At 40.3% G+C, this 16,402-nt stretch carries 19 protein-coding genes; 9 read left to right on the top strand and 10 right to left on the bottom strand.

Annotated elements, in window-relative coordinates:
• Positions 1-30: 30 nt before the first annotated feature.
• The 5 genes from DIU38_RS11355 to DIU38_RS11335 all read right to left on the bottom strand — a co-directional run bounded on the left by DIU38_RS11355 (position 31) and on the right by DIU38_RS11335 (position 4,574).
• A complete protein-coding gene (locus DIU38_RS11355) occupies positions 31-309 on the bottom strand; it encodes a hypothetical protein (protein WP_112656931.1) in 279 nt (92 codons plus the stop codon).
• A gap of 24 nt (positions 310-333) precedes the next feature.
• The gene (locus DIU38_RS11350; protein ID WP_167516147.1) at positions 334-804 is read right to left on the bottom strand and encodes a ferritin-like domain-containing protein; all 471 of its coding nucleotides are present in this window, start codon (positions 802-804) and stop codon (positions 334-336) included.
• A gap of 320 nt (positions 805-1,124) precedes the next feature.
• A complete protein-coding gene (locus DIU38_RS11345; protein WP_317131841.1) occupies positions 1,125-1,592 on the bottom strand; it encodes a response regulator in 468 nt (155 codons plus the stop codon).
• Complete coding sequence (locus tag DIU38_RS11340; RefSeq protein WP_244311306.1) at positions 1,576-1,875, bottom strand: sensor histidine kinase; 300 nt, start codon at positions 1,873-1,875, stop codon at positions 1,576-1,578. The genes DIU38_RS11345 and DIU38_RS11340 overlap by 17 nt, the downstream gene beginning before the upstream one ends.
• Before the next feature lie 32 nt (positions 1,876-1,907).
• Positions 1,908-4,574, bottom strand: coding sequence for a PAS domain S-box protein (locus DIU38_RS11335; RefSeq protein ID WP_149354079.1), 2,667 nt, complete (start codon positions 4,572-4,574; stop codon positions 1,908-1,910).
• A gap of 413 nt (positions 4,575-4,987) precedes the next feature.
• On the opposite strand from DIU38_RS11335, the gene kaiC reads away from it, so the two are divergent.
• The 5 genes from kaiC (at position 4,988) to DIU38_RS11310 (ending at position 9,886) form a co-directional block, all read left to right on the top strand.
• The gene (gene kaiC, locus DIU38_RS11330; protein WP_112656925.1) at positions 4,988-6,736 is read left to right on the top strand and encodes a circadian clock protein KaiC; all 1,749 of its coding nucleotides are present in this window, start codon (positions 4,988-4,990) and stop codon (positions 6,734-6,736) included.
• Entirely contained in the window at positions 6,736-7,032 is a 297-nt protein-coding gene (locus tag DIU38_RS11325; protein WP_090526014.1) for a circadian clock KaiB family protein, read from the top strand. The genes kaiC and DIU38_RS11325 overlap by 1 nt, the downstream gene beginning before the upstream one ends.
• Positions 7,033-7,036: 4 nt before the next feature.
• A complete protein-coding gene (locus DIU38_RS11320; protein WP_091162822.1) occupies positions 7,037-7,354 on the top strand; it encodes a circadian clock KaiB family protein in 318 nt (105 codons plus the stop codon).
• Between the two features lie 2 nt (positions 7,355-7,356).
• Positions 7,357-9,024: a PAS domain-containing sensor histidine kinase gene (locus tag DIU38_RS11315; RefSeq protein ID WP_112656923.1), complete on the top strand. Its 1,668-nt coding sequence runs from the start codon at positions 7,357-7,359 to the stop codon at positions 9,022-9,024.
• Positions 9,025-9,109: 85 nt separating this feature from the next.
• Entirely contained in the window at positions 9,110-9,886 is a 777-nt protein-coding gene (locus DIU38_RS11310) for an enoyl-CoA hydratase/isomerase family protein (RefSeq protein ID WP_112656921.1), read from the top strand.
• Positions 9,887-10,056: 170 nt separating this feature from the next.
• Here the strand turns inward: DIU38_RS11310 and DIU38_RS33505 are convergent, their stop codons facing one another.
• On the bottom strand, positions 10,057-10,338 hold the full coding sequence (locus tag DIU38_RS33505; RefSeq protein WP_208057847.1) for a hypothetical protein: 282 nt from the start codon (positions 10,336-10,338) through the stop codon (positions 10,057-10,059).
• A 194-nt stretch (positions 10,339-10,532) separates the two neighbouring features.
• Here DIU38_RS33505 and DIU38_RS11300 point away from each other — a divergent pair, with 194 nt between their 5' ends.
• Positions 10,533-12,116 carry a MutS-related protein gene (locus DIU38_RS11300; RefSeq protein ID WP_167516146.1) on the top strand — a complete coding sequence of 528 codons (1,584 nt, stop codon included), beginning with the start codon at positions 10,533-10,535 and terminating at the stop codon, positions 12,114-12,116.
• Positions 12,117-12,139: 23 nt separating this feature from the next.
• Here DIU38_RS11300 and DIU38_RS11295 read toward each other — a convergent pair whose 3' ends face one another.
• Together DIU38_RS11295 and DIU38_RS11290 are read right to left on the bottom strand one after the other, a co-directional pair.
• Positions 12,140-12,427, bottom strand: coding sequence for a chaperone modulator CbpM (locus DIU38_RS11295; protein ID WP_090526009.1), 288 nt, complete (start codon positions 12,425-12,427; stop codon positions 12,140-12,142).
• 12 nt (positions 12,428-12,439) lie between these two features.
• Positions 12,440-13,363 (bottom strand): DnaJ C-terminal domain-containing protein, encoded by a 924-nt coding sequence (locus DIU38_RS11290; RefSeq protein ID WP_112656917.1) that lies wholly within the window; start codon positions 13,361-13,363, stop codon positions 12,440-12,442.
• A 143-nt stretch (positions 13,364-13,506) separates the two neighbouring features.
• Here DIU38_RS11290 and DIU38_RS11285 point away from each other — a divergent pair, with 143 nt between their 5' ends.
• Together DIU38_RS11285 and DIU38_RS11280 are read left to right on the top strand one after the other, a co-directional pair.
• Positions 13,507-14,103 (top strand): hypothetical protein, encoded by a 597-nt coding sequence (locus DIU38_RS11285; RefSeq protein WP_112656915.1) that lies wholly within the window; start codon positions 13,507-13,509, stop codon positions 14,101-14,103.
• A 100-nt stretch (positions 14,104-14,203) separates the two neighbouring features.
• Positions 14,204-14,716, top strand: a complete 513-nt coding sequence (locus DIU38_RS11280) for a GNAT family N-acetyltransferase (protein ID WP_112656913.1) — start codon at positions 14,204-14,206, stop codon at positions 14,714-14,716.
• Positions 14,717-14,783: 67 nt separating this feature from the next.
• On the opposite strand, the gene DIU38_RS11275 is transcribed toward DIU38_RS11280, so the two are convergent.
• Positions 14,784-15,506, bottom strand: coding sequence for an HAD family hydrolase (locus DIU38_RS11275; protein ID WP_112656911.1), 723 nt, complete (start codon positions 15,504-15,506; stop codon positions 14,784-14,786).
• Positions 15,507-15,711: 205 nt separating this feature from the next.
• Between DIU38_RS11275 and DIU38_RS11270 the strand changes: the two genes are divergently transcribed.
• Positions 15,712-16,071 carry a DUF1493 family protein gene (locus DIU38_RS11270; protein WP_112656909.1) on the top strand — a complete coding sequence of 120 codons (360 nt, stop codon included), beginning with the start codon at positions 15,712-15,714 and terminating at the stop codon, positions 16,069-16,071.
• A 106-nt stretch (positions 16,072-16,177) separates the two neighbouring features.
• Here the strand turns inward: DIU38_RS11270 and DIU38_RS11265 are convergent, their stop codons facing one another.
• Complete coding sequence (locus DIU38_RS11265) at positions 16,178-16,399, bottom strand: PspC domain-containing protein (RefSeq protein WP_022830549.1); 222 nt, start codon at positions 16,397-16,399, stop codon at positions 16,178-16,180.
• Positions 16,400-16,402 lie beyond the last annotated feature (3 nt).

The following is a 16,402-nucleotide window of genomic DNA, read 5'->3' as shown; positions in this document are numbered from 1 at the left end:
TGTAATAAAATATATTAAACTACAACCTGCTTAAGCGTTGACCAGGTTGTAGTTTAACTCGCCGTTTTGTTTGGTGATCTTTACCAATCCCCGGTCAAAAAGATAATTAAGTACTTCAATCGTGTTTTTCTCGTGTGTAAAAGTATTTACCGCAGGTTCGTATTCCTTTAGCTTCAATGCAATATCAGCTACTGTGGCTTGCTTTAATTGCGAAAGCGTATAAATCACCTTATCCTGTGTGCAGGTAACCTTAGCGAATTGATCAGGCATGCGGCATGCCGAAAAAAATGATTGATTTGAATTGCTCATCTGCTCAATATAACAAAATTATGATCAGGCATTAACCGCATCTCTTAACGATTTAATGGTGTCATGCGTTTTTTTTAAACCTTCTAAATGATTATTAAGCATGGTTACAACCTGCTCATCTTCCCATATCAGCTCCTTATCGTCAAGCGCGGCGCGATAAGCTTTTTTTGCTACATCCTCGCCATATTCGCAATCCGAAAGTATCGAGTGACTGTCTTTACTTACAAAAACCGATTTTACATCCATCCAGGCGTGATAAAATTTCCCCGCAAGGGTAGTACCGTCTGTAGGATCTCCTCCTAATACACGAATGTAATCGCGTATTTCACTAACGTAGTTTTTGCTTTGATCAATATATTCATTAAAAAGTAAATTCAATCCGACTTCATCTGTTGCTTCGGTAGCTTTGTGATATCCGGTTATCCTGTCGTTATTTATTTTGATCAGATCGTTCAGTGCTGAGATCTGATGTTGTACGTGCTGTAAAACTCCCATGGCGTTATTGTTTTGTTTTAATAAATAACATACCATATGGGTTAATGTTTTTATATTTTAGTTAGGTGTTGACCAGTGAAATGACCAGTTTAACTGCATGCCATAAAATACAACTGGATGAATCGGCGACCGGATAAAACGGCCATCGCGAGGACTTATCCCGGAGAGGCGTTATAGCATTTTAGCATGTCGGTTTTATATTAATTTTAAAGGGATATTTAAGCAACGGGAAGAACCGGCGCCCGGGTGAGACGGCCGCCATAAGGTTCTGTCCGAAGAGGGGTAATTGTTGTTAGTTGATTGATGTTGCTTGTCTATTATTAAGTTTTTTGAACAAAATAGGCCACTTTTTTTAGTAAATCATCCATATCAAAAGGCTTGGCTAAAAAATCGTCGGCACCGGCTATCATTGCAGAATCACGTATATCGCGACTTGCCGATATCATGATAACAGGTATATCTTTGGTTAGCTCGTCTTGTTTTAGCTTCCTGCAGATATCGCGACCGTCTTCGCCGCTCATCCAGATATCTAACAGTAGCAAGTCGGGGAGTTCGTCTTTCATATCAAGTACTGTTGTACCATCTACGGTTGAAGTTACCTCATAGCCTTCAAATTCAAGCAGCATTTCCACAGCATCTACAATGCCAGGGTCATCATCTGCAATCATGATTTTCTTGTTCTTTGTATCCATTTTAGGCGTAAGGGCTTGGTTAAACCCTCTGAAATTAGCTGTAATAAATTTACCTGATTGTAAACTATCCAACAGATCATTAACTGTTGATATCATCTACAGGTAATGCAAAGCAAAAAGTAGACCCTTTGCCTTCAATGCTGTTTACCCACATTCTGCCGCCTTCTCGCTTAATAATTTCTGAAGAGATGTATAATCCTAACCCCAAACCGGGGAAAGTATGCTGCTTATTCCCGCTTACCCGGTAAAATTGCTCAAACACCCGGTCCTTCTTGTCTTCGGGTATCCCGATGCCAAAATCCTGTACACAAACAATCACCTCATTGTTTTCGCGGCGAGTGTTGATGATGATGGTATCGGTATGAGGCGAATATTTGATAGCATTTGTAATAAGGTTGGTAATAACCTGGCTTACCCGATCTTTGTCTGAATAGATACGGCCTGTTGGTGTAAAGTTTTGGATAAGTTTATGTTTTTGTGTAGTGTGCTGCAGGTCTTCAACAGTTTCCTGTAGGTTTCATTAAAATCGAACCATATTTTATTGAACTGTAGCCTGCCCGAGTTAATCTTGGTAACATCAAGGAGATCGCCTATGAGGTTTGTAAGACGGTTAATCTGGGCATCCATCCTAAGCACCATTTCGGCTTTTTTTTGTTCGCCTTCTTTGGTAAGCATAGCACCCAATACCTGGGCATATGCTTTTATGCTCGTAACCGGCGTTTTTAATTCGTGACTTGCGATACCTAAAAAATCATCTTTTTGCCGTTGTAATTGTTTTTGCTCATCAATGTCTGTATTAGTACCAAACCATTTAATGATTTTTCCGTCAATTATGAAAGGTAAAGCCCTGGACAAATGCCACTTGTAATTTTGATCTTTATCTTTTAATCTAAATTCACATTGGTAAACATTACTCGTGTTCACTGCATAGTTCCAAGCCTCAACACAAGCATCTCTATCATCGGGATGAATAGCATTGAGCCAGGATGCTGCTATTTCATTTGCTTGGGCACCAAAATAATCTACAGCACGTTGATTAAAGTAGTCGACCTGACCATCCGTGCGGGCCGTCCAAAGTTGCACCGGCATAAAACCAGTAACAAACTCAAACTGCCTGATCTGGTTATTTAATTCCCTGTTACGTAATTTCACTTCGCTTTCGGCAAGTGTTTTATCGGTAACATCGGTACAGGCACCTATGTACCCGGTAAATTCCCCCTGCTCATTATATTGCGGATTGCCGGTGGCTATACACCATCTTATTTCACCATCCCGGCGTGTGATCCTAAAATCAACTTCATAGAACCGGCGGGCATTTAAATCGGCTAAGAACTTTTCACCGGCCCTGGTTCTGTCTTCTTCTAAAAGTGCGTTGATCCACCCTGCGCCCATATTATCCTCATATTTAATGCCAGTCCAATCAACCCAGGTTTGATTTACGTAAGTAATATTACCTTGAGCATCGGCCATCCAAAGTACTGTTGGCGACGCATTAGTGATGTTTTTAAGCAATCTCTCACTATCAGTAAGGGCTTTTTTATCGGCAATTTCCCTTCGCAGATCCCTTGCAATTGAAGCCCGGCCCTCTGGCAAGCCGGTTACAGCGTCATAAACCAGCATGGTGGTGCCGTACACAGGTATGGCTTCGCCGGTTTGGAAATGACGGTAAAGTACTTCACCGCTCCATTTGCCATGCTTCATTAAAATTGGATTTACTTTGTCCCTCAGCTTATCAAGCTCATCAGGCATTAAATATTCGCTGTTGTGCCTCCTGTGCTCGTTGGCGCCTTTGATACCCAACATTTTTCGCCCGGCGGTATTTACGTAAGTTACATTACCATCAAGGTTGGATAGGCTTACAAAATCTGAGCTATGGTTAATAAGCGACAATAATTTATACTGTTCATTTCTTGCCGCTTTTTCAGGGCGCAGGTCTCGGGCTACGGATGCCATACCAATAGGCAAGCCATTTAACGGATCATCGATTCTGAAACAGTTAACGTAAACCGGAATATTTTCTCCTGTCTTAAAATGCCGATAGTGCATTTCACCTTCCCACTTACCATACTGCTGTACCGCGGGGTTTATCTCATTATTTACTTTGTCTGCTTCATGATCTGCAAAATATTCAACGCCGGGTTTTAAAGCTTCTTTTGTACTCCCAATACCTAATATAGTGTAGGCTGTTTTATTGATATAGGTTACAGAACCATCCATGCTGCCTACTGCAACCACGTCGGCTGTTTTATCAATCAGTGCAATCAGTTTTTGTTGTTCTTGTTTATCTAATATTTCGCGGGTTATATCCTGTACGGTACCTGCAAAGCGGATAGGCTCATGATTATCGTTAAAGTAAGCCCTACCTTTCAGGTGGATCCAATATTTCAGGTGCCCTGTGTCATCAACGGTGCGGACGATTATATCATAATTTCCATTGCTTACAGGATCATAAGCCTGCATTACTGCTGTTCGCAAGCGTTGCTCATCTTCCGGGTGGACAAATTTCAACAGATCATCATACTTTATCTCATCATCTTTTCGAAAACCGCAAAGCTCTTTACAGCGATCGTCCCATGTTGCGGTTTGTAATCTGGGGTTTAAATCCCAGGTTCCCAGTTCGGCAGCTTGCAGAGCAAATTGAGCACGCTGTTCACTTTCAACCAGCTTTTTACGGGTGTTAACCAGTTCGGTAACATCTGTAGCTGTATTCAACACACCCCAAACTTTACCATCGTCGTTATGTAACGGTTTAAAAATAAAGTTGAAGTAAAATTCTTCAAGCTTATCGTTAACCATAAGATCAACCCTTTGCTCTTTCCACTTATAAGCCGTACCGTTATCGTATACATTTGATAATATTGCATGAAAGCCCGGCTCTTCGAATTCGGGCAGCAGGTCAAAGTAATTATGCCCAATAACATCATCTCCCTGTCCCCATATATCTGTCATGGCCTTATTGGCAATCCTGATCTCCATTGTTTTGCCAACATATAATGCTATAGGGGTAGGAGATTCCCTGAACAGAATACGGAAAATATCTTCGTTTAATTGTTGATGAAGGCCGGCGTTGTTATTCATTATATAAATAATATGTATAAATATAGGCTATAATAATTAAGATCAAAATCTCAATTCATACATCATAATATTTCAATTAAATGAGTATGCCTGTTATATTAATATAGCTGCAGTTATTGATAAAAACGGGTTACAGAAGCGTATACCTTGTTTTTTTAACAGTATACCTGTATAAATGTTTAAATTCTGTTTTTAGAGAATTTGATGGTATGAGATTTTAAAGGTTTGTAAAATCAGGAGAATTATTTGTATTAATAGTACGGTAATTTTACCATGTTTTTTGTTTTTTTTACTCCACAAAATCAATTATATCAAAACAATTTCATAGGTATTACTATTACCATACCAATAAAACAAAATCCTGTATACTTGATGGTTGTGGTATGCGGGTAGTTAAACAGATTGGATTTATTATGACCAAATTGCATAAAAAACAGCAGCTTATAACGTTTGAGCAATTGCCCAAAACCCCTACCGGTATTACCGGTTTAGATGAAATAACGGGCGGTGGTTTACCTAATGGAAGACCAACGCTGATATGTGGTGAAGCGGGTTGTGGTAAAACACTTATGTCGCTTGAGTTTATCGTGAGGGGTGCTACCGAATTTAACGAGCCCGGTGTATTTATGGCTTTTGAAGAAAAGGCAGATGAATTGGCTTCGAACGTAGCGTCGCTGGGCTTTGATTTAATTAAACTCCAGGATGATAAAAAATTAAGACTTGATCATGTGCATATAGACCGAAGCGAGATTGAGGAGACAGGCGAATATGACCTGGAAGGTTTGTTTATTCGCTTAGGCTTTGCTATTGACAGCATCGGGGCAAAAAGAGTAGTACTGGATACTCTTGAAAATCTTTTTTCGGGTTTATCAAACCAGATTATATTGAGGGCCGAGCTTAGAAGGCTTTTTACTTTTTTAAAGGAAAAAGGTGTAACTGCTATTATAACCGGCGAAAAAGGTGACGGCTCTTCATTAACACGGCAGGGACTTGAAGAATATGTTTCAGATTGTGTTATCCTGCTTGATCACAGGGTTATAAATCAGATCTCAACCCGTCGTTTGCGCGTGGTAAAATATCGCGGTACACAGCATGGTACCAACGAATATCCATTTTTAATTGATGAAGATGGCATTTCTGTACTTCCGGTAACATCTTTAAGATTGGAAAAAGAAGTGTCATCCGAAAGAATTTCATCGGGTATACCCTCTCTTGACAGCATGTTTGGAGGCAAGGGTTTTTTTCAGGGCAGCAGTATCCTCGTTTCGGGCACGGCCGGTACCGGTAAAACAAGTATTGCGGCTAGCTTTGCCAATGAGGTTTGCGGCAACAAAAAAAGGTGCCTTTATTTTGCTTTCGAGGAGGCGCCTAAGCAGATCCTTCGCAACATGAAATCAATCAATCTCGACCTGCAAAAACACATTGACAATGGCTTGCTCGAGTTTCATGCCTCGCGTCCTACGCTTTACGGTATTGAAATGCACCTCGTTGCTATTTATAAGATCATTAAAAGATTTAAGCCCGCAGCGGTGATCCTCGACCCGATTACAAACCTCATTACGGTGGGTTCGGTAAGTGAAGTAAAATCGATGCTGATAAGGCTGATCGATTTTTTACAGGACGAACAGATCACGGTTATGTTTACTGCCCTCAGTTTAAATACGGTGGTAAGTGAACAAACCGACGAAGGTGTATCATCATTAGTTGATACCTGGCTGCTTGTAAGAGATATCGAATCGAACGGAGAGCGTAACCGGGGTTTATACATCATGAAGTCGCGCGGTATGAGCCATTCAAACCAGGTACGCGAGTTTACCATTACCGATAAGGGGTTAAACCTGGTTGATGTTTATCTTGGCCCCGATGGAGTGCTCACAGGATCGGCTAGGGAAGCCCAAAAATTAAGGGAAAAAGCAGGCGTGGCACTAAGGGAGTTTGCTATATCCCGTAAAGATAAAGAGATATTGCGCCGGCGTATGATGCTTGAATCAAAAATTGCAAGCTTGCAGGCCGAATTTGAATCGACAGAGGAGGAATTGAACAAAATATACCTGGAAGAAGAGTTGAAACAGGATATTATAGAAAGAAACCGGCAAGAGATAACCGACATTCGCCGGGGAAATGTGGATACGCTTAAAAGTAAATCAAAAAGTAAAAAGTAATGGAACTGGATGAAGTTATAAAATATGAGTTAAGGCTGTATGTAGCGGGCAAAACTGCTAAATCGGTTACCGCGCTCACCAACCTTAAAAAATATTGTGAAGAACATTTGAAAGGTCAGTATGTTATTGAAGTAATAGACTTGCTGCAGCAGCCTCAACTGGCCGAAGGGGATCAAATATTTGCAATCCCCACGCTGGTAAGAAAAGTACCTGAACCGATTCGCAAAATAATAGGCGACTTGAGCAACGAGGAAAAAGTTTTGGTTGGATTGAATATAATACCAGTAAGTAAATAGTTAGATGACCGAGCAAAACCAATTGCCTTTAGATCAAGGAGAAAACCAGTTTTTTCGATTGCGTTTATTTGTAATTGGAGCATCGCCCAATTCTGTCAGGGCAATAGCCAACTTAAAAATTATTTGTGAGCGGTACCTTAAGCCTAATTACGAGCTCGAGATAATTGATGTTTACCAGCAACCGCTTATCGCACGGGAAGAACAGATCATAGCATTGCCTTTACTTATTAAAAAATCTCCCGGCGTTGAACGCAAGCTTATCGGAGATATGTCAAATACAGACAAAGTTTTAAAAGGGCTGGGAATATTTACAGAAAGCTAATTATGGAGCAGGACAAACTTACATATGAGCAGTTGCTTGCGGAGAACAATAAGCTTCGATATCAATTAGAAGAAGCTACCGACGTCATTTCTGCTATTCGTAATGGCCAGGTTGATGCCTTTATAGTTAAAGATGATGAAGGCCACCAGCTTTATACGTTGAAAACGGCCGACCAAACCTACCGCGTTTTTATTGAAAAAATGAACGAAGGAGCGGTTACGTTGAATGGGGACGGTACTATATTATATAGCAATTCGAGTTTTGCGGCTATGGTTAATGAACCGTTAGAAAAAGTGATCGGGCTGGATTTTAACGCTTTTGTTGCCGAAGTTTCGGTGGAGAAGTATAAGCAGATAATTAGGGATGGCTGGAATGCCGATTGTAAGGGCGAGGTTTTGTTATCAAATCGGGATGGTAAACTGACTCCCTGTTTATTATCATCTACCACACTTGACCTTGATGAAGGAACGGCATTGAGTTTGATCCTGACCGATTTGACTGCTCAAAAGGAAACCGAATGGGAGCTGAAAATTAAAAATGATCAGCTTGAAGAAGCCCAGAATATTGCCGAGAGGCTGAATAATGACCTGGAAGATACTGTGAGGGAGCGTACCAATGATTTGCTTATCAGCCGGGAACATTTTAAGTTGCTGGCTAATAATATTACTCAAATGACCTGGACGAATTTGCCCGGTGGCGAAGTCGATTTTTATAATCAGCGTTGGTTTGATTATACGGGCAGGCGATATGGTGAAACAGCAGGCTGGGGCTGGCAACAGATCGTACACCCAGATGATTTGCAAAAAACAATGAGTGCTTACCTCGAATCTTTGCAAAGCGGGAGTGTTTATGAACTTGAAAACAGGTACCTCCGCTGGGATAATACTTATCGCTGGCACCTTAACCGCGCAGTGCCGTTAAGAGATGATAATGGAGAAATTCTTTTTTGGGTAGGGACCGCAACAGATATCGAAGAACAGAAAAAGCAGCTTGATTTAAAGGATGAGTTTATTGGTGTGGCCAGCCATGAACTTAAAACACCTTTAACCAGCCTGAAAGGTTATTTACAGCTTATTTTGGCTTATAAAAAGGAGGAAGTTCCCTCAATAGTAAAACAATATATTGAAAAGGCCGGCACTGCTTTAAATAAGCTTCAGCGTTTGGTTAACGATTTACTTGATGTAAGTAAAATTCATGCGGGAGGCCTTGAATATGCCAGGGCGAAAATAAATCTTCGCGACCTGGTAGCGTCAACTTTAGAAAACGCTATCCACCTATACCCTGAATTTAATTTTATCAATAAATCGGAAACTGATTTTTTTATAGATGGAAATGCCGGGCGACTGGAACAGGTACTGATAAATTTCATTAACAATTCTGTAAAATACTCAACCGAAAATAAAAATATCATTATTGAAACCTGTAATATAAACGGAAAGGTACGTGTATCAGTAACGGACTTTGGCATCGGATTGTCGGCCGCGCAGATCGAGCATATTTTTGAGCGGTTTTATCGTGTTGAGGATAAAAAATTTATGACGAGCGGCCTTGGTATGGGGCTTTATATCTCGGCTGAGATCATTAATAATCATAACGGCGATATAGGGGTTGAAAGTGAGCTTGGTGCAGGCGCTACTTTTTATTTTGAGTTGCCCTTGCTTGAAAAGTAAGCATTGTTTATTTCGGTTCAAAATTGCAGTTGACATAAATACTTCTGATATTGGTTGGAAAACCGCCTGATATAAAACATAAAATATGTCTGCCGAAAACGAAAATATATACGTTACAAATGAGCCTGACGGTGTAACCACCATTTGTTTTTATCATCCGGCACAAAACTCCCTGCCCTCGGCGTTATTAAAACAACTTGCCGATGCGATATTCAATGCCGGTAATGATCCGGAAACAAAAGTCATTATTTTAAAAAGCGCGGGAGATCGTACTTTTTGCGCGGGTGCAAGCTTTGACGAGCTGTTGCAAATTAAGGATAGGGAAACCGGCGCGTTATTTTTTGAAGGGTTTTCTAACGTGATTAGTGCCTGCCGCAAATGCCCTAAAATAATAATTGCGAGGGTACAGGGTAAAGCAGTTGGAGGAGGGGTTGGCCTTGCCGCCGCTGCCGATTATTGCCTGGCCAGCGAGGCGGCGTCAATAAAGTTAAGTGAGCTTACTATAGGTATTGGCCCCTTTGTGATAGCCCCCGCTGTGATCCGTAAAATAGGGTTATCAGCATTTTCCCAGCTCACTATCAGGGCGTCAGATTTTCAAACTGCCCAATGGGCTAAGCAAAACGGCTTGTATAATGAGGTTTATGAAGATACTCCAAGTCTTGATGGGGCTGTATATGAGCTTACTCAAAAAATAGCTTCATATAACCCGGCAGCACTTACCGGCTTAAAGCAGATACTTTGGGAAGGCACTGCTGATTGGGATGATTTGCTTAAACAACGTGCAGCTATAAGTGGTGAGCTGGTTTTATCAGAATTTACGCAACGGGCATTACATTCTTTTTTTAAGGATAGATCCAAGTAACATTTGAGTAATAACTGCCTGTATTTTTACACAACCCTTAAAACCTCTCATTTTTAACGGGGGCAATTTTGTGTACATCTAAATGGCATTGGTTAATGTATTTGATCGTTTTATACCGGCATAGTTACATACTATAATAAAGCCTCCGGCAACCCGGAGGCTTTATTTTTTTACCAGTGCCTGCAATAACGATGAACACGATAGTGTCTTTGATAGTATACCGGCGCGTCATAATATCTTGCTGCGTAATAGCGCGGACGACCATAATAAACAGGACGGTCATAATAAACGTCCCTGCCATAGTAAACAGGTGCATCGTAATATCCGCTTGTGTAAACTACCCTATGATAAGGACGGCCAAAATGTGCGCTGATACTTATGCTTTGGGCTTTTGCAAATTGAAATGAAAACATCATCACAAAAGCTATTATTGAAAATCGGATAAATTTCATGGTCATAAATTTTAGTTAATACCTGAATTGTAATACATAATTATGACTGGCGATAGATAAGTTGGTTTAATTAAATTTTTATATTTTTAGATATGTATTACTTTGTTTTTTCTGCGATAGTTGTCTTTATCGTAATTGGAGTGCTTTATATTAAGTCGTATTATGATAAATTACGCTGGGCAAAAAAGCAGCTGATGAAAATTCAGGAAAAGTGGGGCAAACCGGTTAACGCCCGCCGAAACTTTGACTTAATAAAGATTTACCTGGATTCGGAAGATAGTAAAAACAAGCTTTCGGCTCAAACAGCCGACGACCTTGACCTGATAAGTGTTTTCAATTATATCGACAGAACAAACAGTAAGCCTGGTAAACAATATTTGTTTAACTTATTACATCACCCGACAACCGACATTGATGTTTTGCATGACCTCGACAATGATATTGATGATCTTTACATGGATAAACCCGGCCGCGAATTGCTTGAAGTGGAATTGTCAAAACTTAACCACCCCGATGCTTATTTTATAGCCAATCTTTTTCTTATGGCACATGAACCGGTATTTGCATCGGTAATTAATTTTTATATAAAGGTTTCACCTTTTCTGATCCTGGCTGCGTTATTATCGCTGATTGTTATTCCTAACATTTTCAGCTTTATCTTTTTGCTATTGTTGTTTGCGTACAACATTGTTATTTACTTCGGCAACCGCAAGGCTATTTCAGGGTATACCAAATCGTTACCGCAATTGCTGGTTATGTATAAAGTTGCAGTGGCGTTAGTTAAAAGCGGGAAATTTGGTCAGGTACACGAGGTAAAGCGTTCCCTTACCAGCCTAAGAGGTTTAAAACGAGCGCTTAAGTTTGTAAATATAGAAAGTGGCTTCGTGAATGGTAAAAGTGATATTGCTTATGCAGCCTTCCATTTGTTTAAACTGCTTTTTGTGATTGAGCCCAATACTTATACATCATCATTAAAACAAGTAAGTAAATACCGTGAGGACATTAAAGAAGTGTATAAATTTATTGGCCGGGCCGATACGCTGATAGCCATACAATCAATACGTGACGGTATGCCTTTTTATTCAAAACCCGCGTTTACGGGTGTTGATGGCAAAATAGAGATTACAGAACTTTTTCACCCATTAGTAGCTAACTGTGTAACCAACTCCCTTTATACAACTGATGCAGACAGGGGGGCATTGATCACAGGGTCAAACATGTCTGGCAAAACTACATTTATTAAAGCGCTGGCATTAAATACGCTGCTATCGCAAACTATATTTACAAGTTGTGCAAAGGCCTACAAGGCTCCTTTTCTCAAAATACAAACCAGCATCAAAACCAGCGATAACATTGATGAACACAAGAGTTATTTTCAGGCACAGGCCTTAGCTATTTTAGATATCATTGATAACAGTTCTCAGAAAGAGGATATAAAAAGCCTTGTGATCATCGATGAGATTTTCAGGGGTACCAATACCATCGAACGTATAGCGGCGGCTAAGTCTGTGCTTTCGTACATTACCGCTAACCAAAATTTTGTTTTTGTATCAACCCATGACCTTGAACTGGCCGAACTGCTCGACGAAGATTTTGTTGTATATTCCTTTTCAGAATCAAAAGATGGGCGCATGCTGGTATTTGACTATATCCTGAAGCAGGGCCTGCTTAAAAACACTAACGGAATCGCCATACTCAAATCCATGGGATATCCAGAATCTGTTATTGATGAAGCCAATATTGTAAGCGAGCGGATGATGAATAAATATTTGGTTTAAGCATTCCTGAAAAGAAAGCTTTCTTATTCATATAAGCTCAACCTGTTTTTTAAATACCGCATATCTTCCTGTAATTTTTCAACCCGGTCAAGCAGGTGGGAGATAGCTTCAATGCCGGCTACGTTAATATCCAATTCGTACAGGCTCACCAGTTTTTCCAGCTTTTGAAGTTCAGTTTGCGGGATGAAGACGATTTCATTAATGATGGTTACCTCAACCAGGCCCGCTTCATGTAAAGATGTGATGAACGTGTATTCAACATTATGATATACACAAAAATCGTTTGCTGCTATTAATTCTGCTGTTTTCATAATGTTTTTAATTTAGGCTGAGGATTTTGCCAGTTCTTCAAATAATTGTTTCTGCTTTTCAGTAAGGTTGGTAGGGGTTTGGATATCATAGGTCAGGTATAGATCGCCAAATTCATTCTCTTTTTTATAAACGGGCATACCTTTGCCTTTGAGTTTTACTTTAGTGCCGTTTTGAGTTTCAGGTTTTACTTTCACTTTAACTTTGCCGTTTAATGTATCGGCAGTTATTTCTCCACCTAAAACTGCAGTGTACAGGTCAAGTTTCAACGTGGTGTACAAATTATTACCATCACGCTTAAAATTTGCATCAGGTGCAACATTAAACTGAATATACAGATCTCCGGCGGGGCCGCCGTTTACACCCGGGGCGCCATGCCCGGCTATTTTGATAGTCTGTCCGTTTTCAATACCTGCGGGTATGGTTATCCGGATGTTTTTGCCATTGACAGTCAACGTTTGCTTATGTGTTTCAAGAACGTCTCGAAGGTTTAAACTTAACGAGGCGTTATAGTCCTGCCCGCGGTATTTTGCCTGCCTGCCGCTACGCGCGCCTCCCGCACCGCCAAACATCGATTGAAAAAAATCTGAAAAATCGTCACTTCCAAACCCTTCGGCGCTACCAAATCCTTCGGCTCCGGTAAAGCCGCCATAACCACCAAAACCTCCTTGTGCACCGGCTTGTTGGCGCGCTTGTTGTTCGTATGCTTCGCCATGCTGCCAGTTCTCGCCATATTTGTCGTACTTCTTTCGCTTTTCCGGGTCACTTAATACTTCATTTGCTTCGTTTAGCTGCTGGAATTTTTTGTGGGCATCTTCGTCATTAGGGTTAAGATCGGGGTGATATTTGCGGGCCAGTTTACGGTAAGCATTTTTAATATCCTTTTCGGATGCATTTTTGTCGAGCTCTAATACTTTGTAATAATCTATAAAAGCCATGGCGGGGTTTGATATAAACAGATGTGTTATTAACTACTAAATATACAGCTTGGTTTTAAAACTTATGGCTTTTTTAATGTCATTTGATATAAGTGTAACCTACAATAGCATGTTACGGTCATAGCTGGTAAATCTTTTAAATTATGAAAGCCGAAATTGATTTCCAGCAACAAATATTGCCTGGCTTGTGCCTTATTACAGCACCATTGCTGTTTTGCATATCAACATTTTTTTGGGTAGATGGACAATACGGGGTAACGGCTGCAACGCTGATCTGCCTGTCAACAGTATTTTGGATCCCGGCTTTGTATGGGTTATTTGGCTTGTTAAAGCACAACATGCCGTTTTATTCAGCAATAGGTTTGTTGATAGCGATTTATGGATGCTGTATGGGCGGGATAGGGTTTGGCATGTTGGGATATTTATCAACTATATTTAAAATTTCTCATCATAATTATCTCGGTGTTTTACAGCAATACCCCATCAGTTCGGGTTTGTTGCTTTTTTGGGCAGGCCCGTTGTTCCCGCTAAGTCTATTGGTGTTAGCTATAAACCTTGTCCGTAAAAAAGCAGTACCTGTTTGGCTCGGTTTGCTGGTAGGCCTTGCAGCTGTAGCGTTCCCGGTAAGCCGGATTCTAAGGATCTTATTGTTAGCCCATGTGGCCGATGTATTATTGTTATTGCCTTTAATGATTATCGGGATAGGCTTTGTGAAGCGCCGAAAGGTTGCTGATTTATGAATTAAGCAGAATCAATTAAGGTACAAACTTCAAAATGGTAATTTGAGGCCTTTTATTTAGAACATACAACCATTACCTTTGGCATCCTTAAATTAATCATATGCCTGTAATAGCCCAAGCTACCCTTACCGACGTACCCGAACTTAATATTTTAGTAAACAGCGCCTACCGTGGTGAAAGCTCCAAACGGGGCTGGACAACTGAGGCCGACTTAATTGGTGGTGCCCGCATTGATGAACAAACTCTGACGGGGTATATGAATGATGAAAATATCATCATTTTAAAGCATACTGATGAGGATGGCAATATTACAGGTACTGTTTATCTTGAAGTCAGAACTCCAAAGTTGTATGTTGGCATGTTTAGTGTATCGCCATTATTGCAGAATAAAGGTGTGGGCCGCGCACTGATAGAAGAAGCTGAAGTTTACGCGCGTAAGCATAACTGCAATACTTTAACTATGACAGTAATCAGCACCCGCTCCGAACTGATAAGCTGGTATGAGCGCCGCGGTTACAAACCAACCGGCGAAATTCAGCCTTTTCATGCACATGGCCGTTTTGGTGACGCCAAACAGCATATTGAACTGATTGTAATGGAGAAAGATATTTAGAGTCGGAATGTCATGAAGTCGGCAAGTCCGAAAGACGTAAAACATTTTAATGATTATGTGTATGACGCTAACTTCCGGACTTGCCCACTTTCGGACTTCCGGACTCCAACACAAACTCCAATACTTCACTGATCTTATGCACATGTTTGAAGTTTTCGTGTGTTAAAACGGTTTCTACATGTTCATGTGCCCAAGTTGTATGATAGGGTACGTGAACAGCATGCCCGCCAATGTTGATCACGGGCATCACATCTGATTTTAAGGAATTGCCGATCATCATAAACTCATCGGGATTGATGTCAAGGTGTTTGATCAGCTTGATATAATCATCCTCCTTTTTATCACTCATAATTTCGATATGGTGAAAGTAATGTGCCAGCCCTGATTTTTTGAGCTTCCGCTCCTGGTCAAGCAGATCGCCTTTGGTGGCTACCACCAGCCTGTAATGATCTTTTAATGAGGATAAAACATGTTCTACCTCGTTCAGTAACTCTATCGGTTGATTAAGCATATCCTTACCATACTGTAATATGGTTTCCACTACATCAACACTGATATTTTTTTCAGAAATGCTCAACGCTGCCTCTATCATGCTGAGGATATAGCCTTTTATCCCATAACCATAAAGCGGGAGGTTATCAACCTCGACTTTAAAAAGCTCTTTGGAAATGGTGTGCTGTGGCGAAAAATTTTCGAGCAGACTGCAAAACCTTTCTTCGGTGGCTTGAAAGTAAGGTTCATTTACCCAAAGGGTGTCGTCGGCATCAAAGGCAATTACTTTTAGGTTCATTTGAAGTATCTGGTTTACCTGGTACAATAATAATACATCAGGTTGATTTTAGTAGCATAAAGCTCCATTGTACAGCAATAAATATTTAACATTTATTAACTATCAGGTTCAATTTAAACGATTTAAAAATAAAGTAAATTTGTATGCAACCTTATTTAAAAATCTACGTCTCATAACTTAAATGGTCAAATTAACATTCGTTTAAATGGAAGAGATACTGCCACCCTTAAAAGAATTTATAGTTGATTATTGCAACAGGTATAAGATCCATAAGGTTGATCCGCGTAGCCTGAACCTCGATACCAGTATCGATCTTGATCTGGATATTTTTGACATTGAGATAGACCTTTTTCTTGCTGATTTTGCCGAACAGTTCAATATAGATCCATCTAAATTCAGTTGGTATAAATATGGCTATCCCAAAGGCTCAACCCGGGTAAAAGTTATTAAACTGATGTTTGGCTACAATACTACATGGGTTAAACAACTGGCCCAATATTGTTATACTCCCAAATTTAAGGTGCGCAACTTACAAGATGCTGTAAAAACTGGCAAATTGGTTTAATGAGAAGATGTGCTTTCACTAATCAAAATCGGTGAAATCAGGGAATAATCGGTGAAATCTCCCAATAAAAATCAGCGAAATCAACGTAATCAGAAATGATCAGCGATTAAAGATCAGTAACCCCGGTATGCTTGCGTTTAATGAAGTTGCGGATATCCAACACAATACCTGCAAAAAAATAAAATATAAGCGGGAAGCCTACCGCCAGGAATGAGGAGTAGATAAAGAAAAGCCTGATTTTGGAGATCGAGATATTAAAGCGTTCGCCAAGGTAGGTGCATACACCAAAAGAGTACCGTTCAAAAAAAGTAAGTATCCGCTGTAGCATGGT

Source organism: Mucilaginibacter metallidurans (assembly GCF_003286435.2).
GTDB lineage: Bacteria > Bacteroidota > Bacteroidia > Sphingobacteriales > Sphingobacteriaceae > Mucilaginibacter > Mucilaginibacter gossypii.
This window is presented reverse-complemented; position numbering and strand designations above follow the sequence as displayed.

Excerpts from the sequence above, each read along its gene's own strand:
- DIU38_RS11350 (WP_167516147.1), bottom strand. The coding sequence starts at position 804 with ATGGGAGTTTTACAGCACGTACAACATCAGATCTCAGCACTGAACGAT.
- DIU38_RS11335 (WP_149354079.1), bottom strand. The coding sequence starts at position 4,574 with ATGAATAACAACGCCGGCCTTCATCAACAATTAAACGAAGATATTTTC.
- DIU38_RS11295 (WP_090526009.1), bottom strand. The coding sequence starts at position 12,427 with ATGAAAACAGCAGAATTAATAGCAGCAAACGATTTTTGTGTATATCAT.
- DIU38_RS11275 (WP_112656911.1), bottom strand. The coding sequence starts at position 15,506 with ATGAACCTAAAAGTAATTGCCTTTGATGCCGACGACACCCTTTGGGTA.
- kaiC (WP_112656925.1), top strand. The coding sequence starts at position 4,988 with ATGACCAAATTGCATAAAAAACAGCAGCTTATAACGTTTGAGCAATTG.
- DIU38_RS11310 (WP_112656921.1), top strand. The coding sequence starts at position 9,110 with ATGTCTGCCGAAAACGAAAATATATACGTTACAAATGAGCCTGACGGT.
- DIU38_RS11320 (WP_091162822.1), top strand. The coding sequence starts at position 7,037 with ATGACCGAGCAAAACCAATTGCCTTTAGATCAAGGAGAAAACCAGTTT.
- DIU38_RS11355 (WP_112656931.1), bottom strand. The coding sequence starts at position 309 with ATGAGCAATTCAAATCAATCATTTTTTTCGGCATGCCGCATGCCTGAT.
- DIU38_RS33505 (WP_208057847.1), bottom strand. The coding sequence starts at position 10,338 with ATGAAATTTATCCGATTTTCAATAATAGCTTTTGTGATGATGTTTTCA.
- DIU38_RS11345 (WP_317131841.1), bottom strand. The coding sequence starts at position 1,592 with ATGATATCAACAGTTAATGATCTGTTGGATAGTTTACAATCAGGTAAA.
- DIU38_RS11280 (WP_112656913.1), top strand. The coding sequence starts at position 14,204 with ATGCCTGTAATAGCCCAAGCTACCCTTACCGACGTACCCGAACTTAAT.
- DIU38_RS11270 (WP_112656909.1), top strand. The coding sequence starts at position 15,712 with ATGGAAGAGATACTGCCACCCTTAAAAGAATTTATAGTTGATTATTGC.
- DIU38_RS11315 (WP_112656923.1), top strand. The coding sequence starts at position 7,357 with ATGGAGCAGGACAAACTTACATATGAGCAGTTGCTTGCGGAGAACAAT.
- DIU38_RS11265 (WP_022830549.1), bottom strand. The coding sequence starts at position 16,399 with ATGCTACAGCGGATACTTACTTTTTTTGAACGGTACTCTTTTGGTGTA.
- DIU38_RS11285 (WP_112656915.1), top strand. The coding sequence starts at position 13,507 with ATGAAAGCCGAAATTGATTTCCAGCAACAAATATTGCCTGGCTTGTGC.
- DIU38_RS11325 (WP_090526014.1), top strand. The coding sequence starts at position 6,736 with ATGGAACTGGATGAAGTTATAAAATATGAGTTAAGGCTGTATGTAGCG.
- DIU38_RS11290 (WP_112656917.1), bottom strand. The coding sequence starts at position 13,363 with ATGGCTTTTATAGATTATTACAAAGTATTAGAGCTCGACAAAAATGCA.
- DIU38_RS11300 (WP_167516146.1), top strand. The coding sequence starts at position 10,533 with ATGAAAATTCAGGAAAAGTGGGGCAAACCGGTTAACGCCCGCCGAAAC.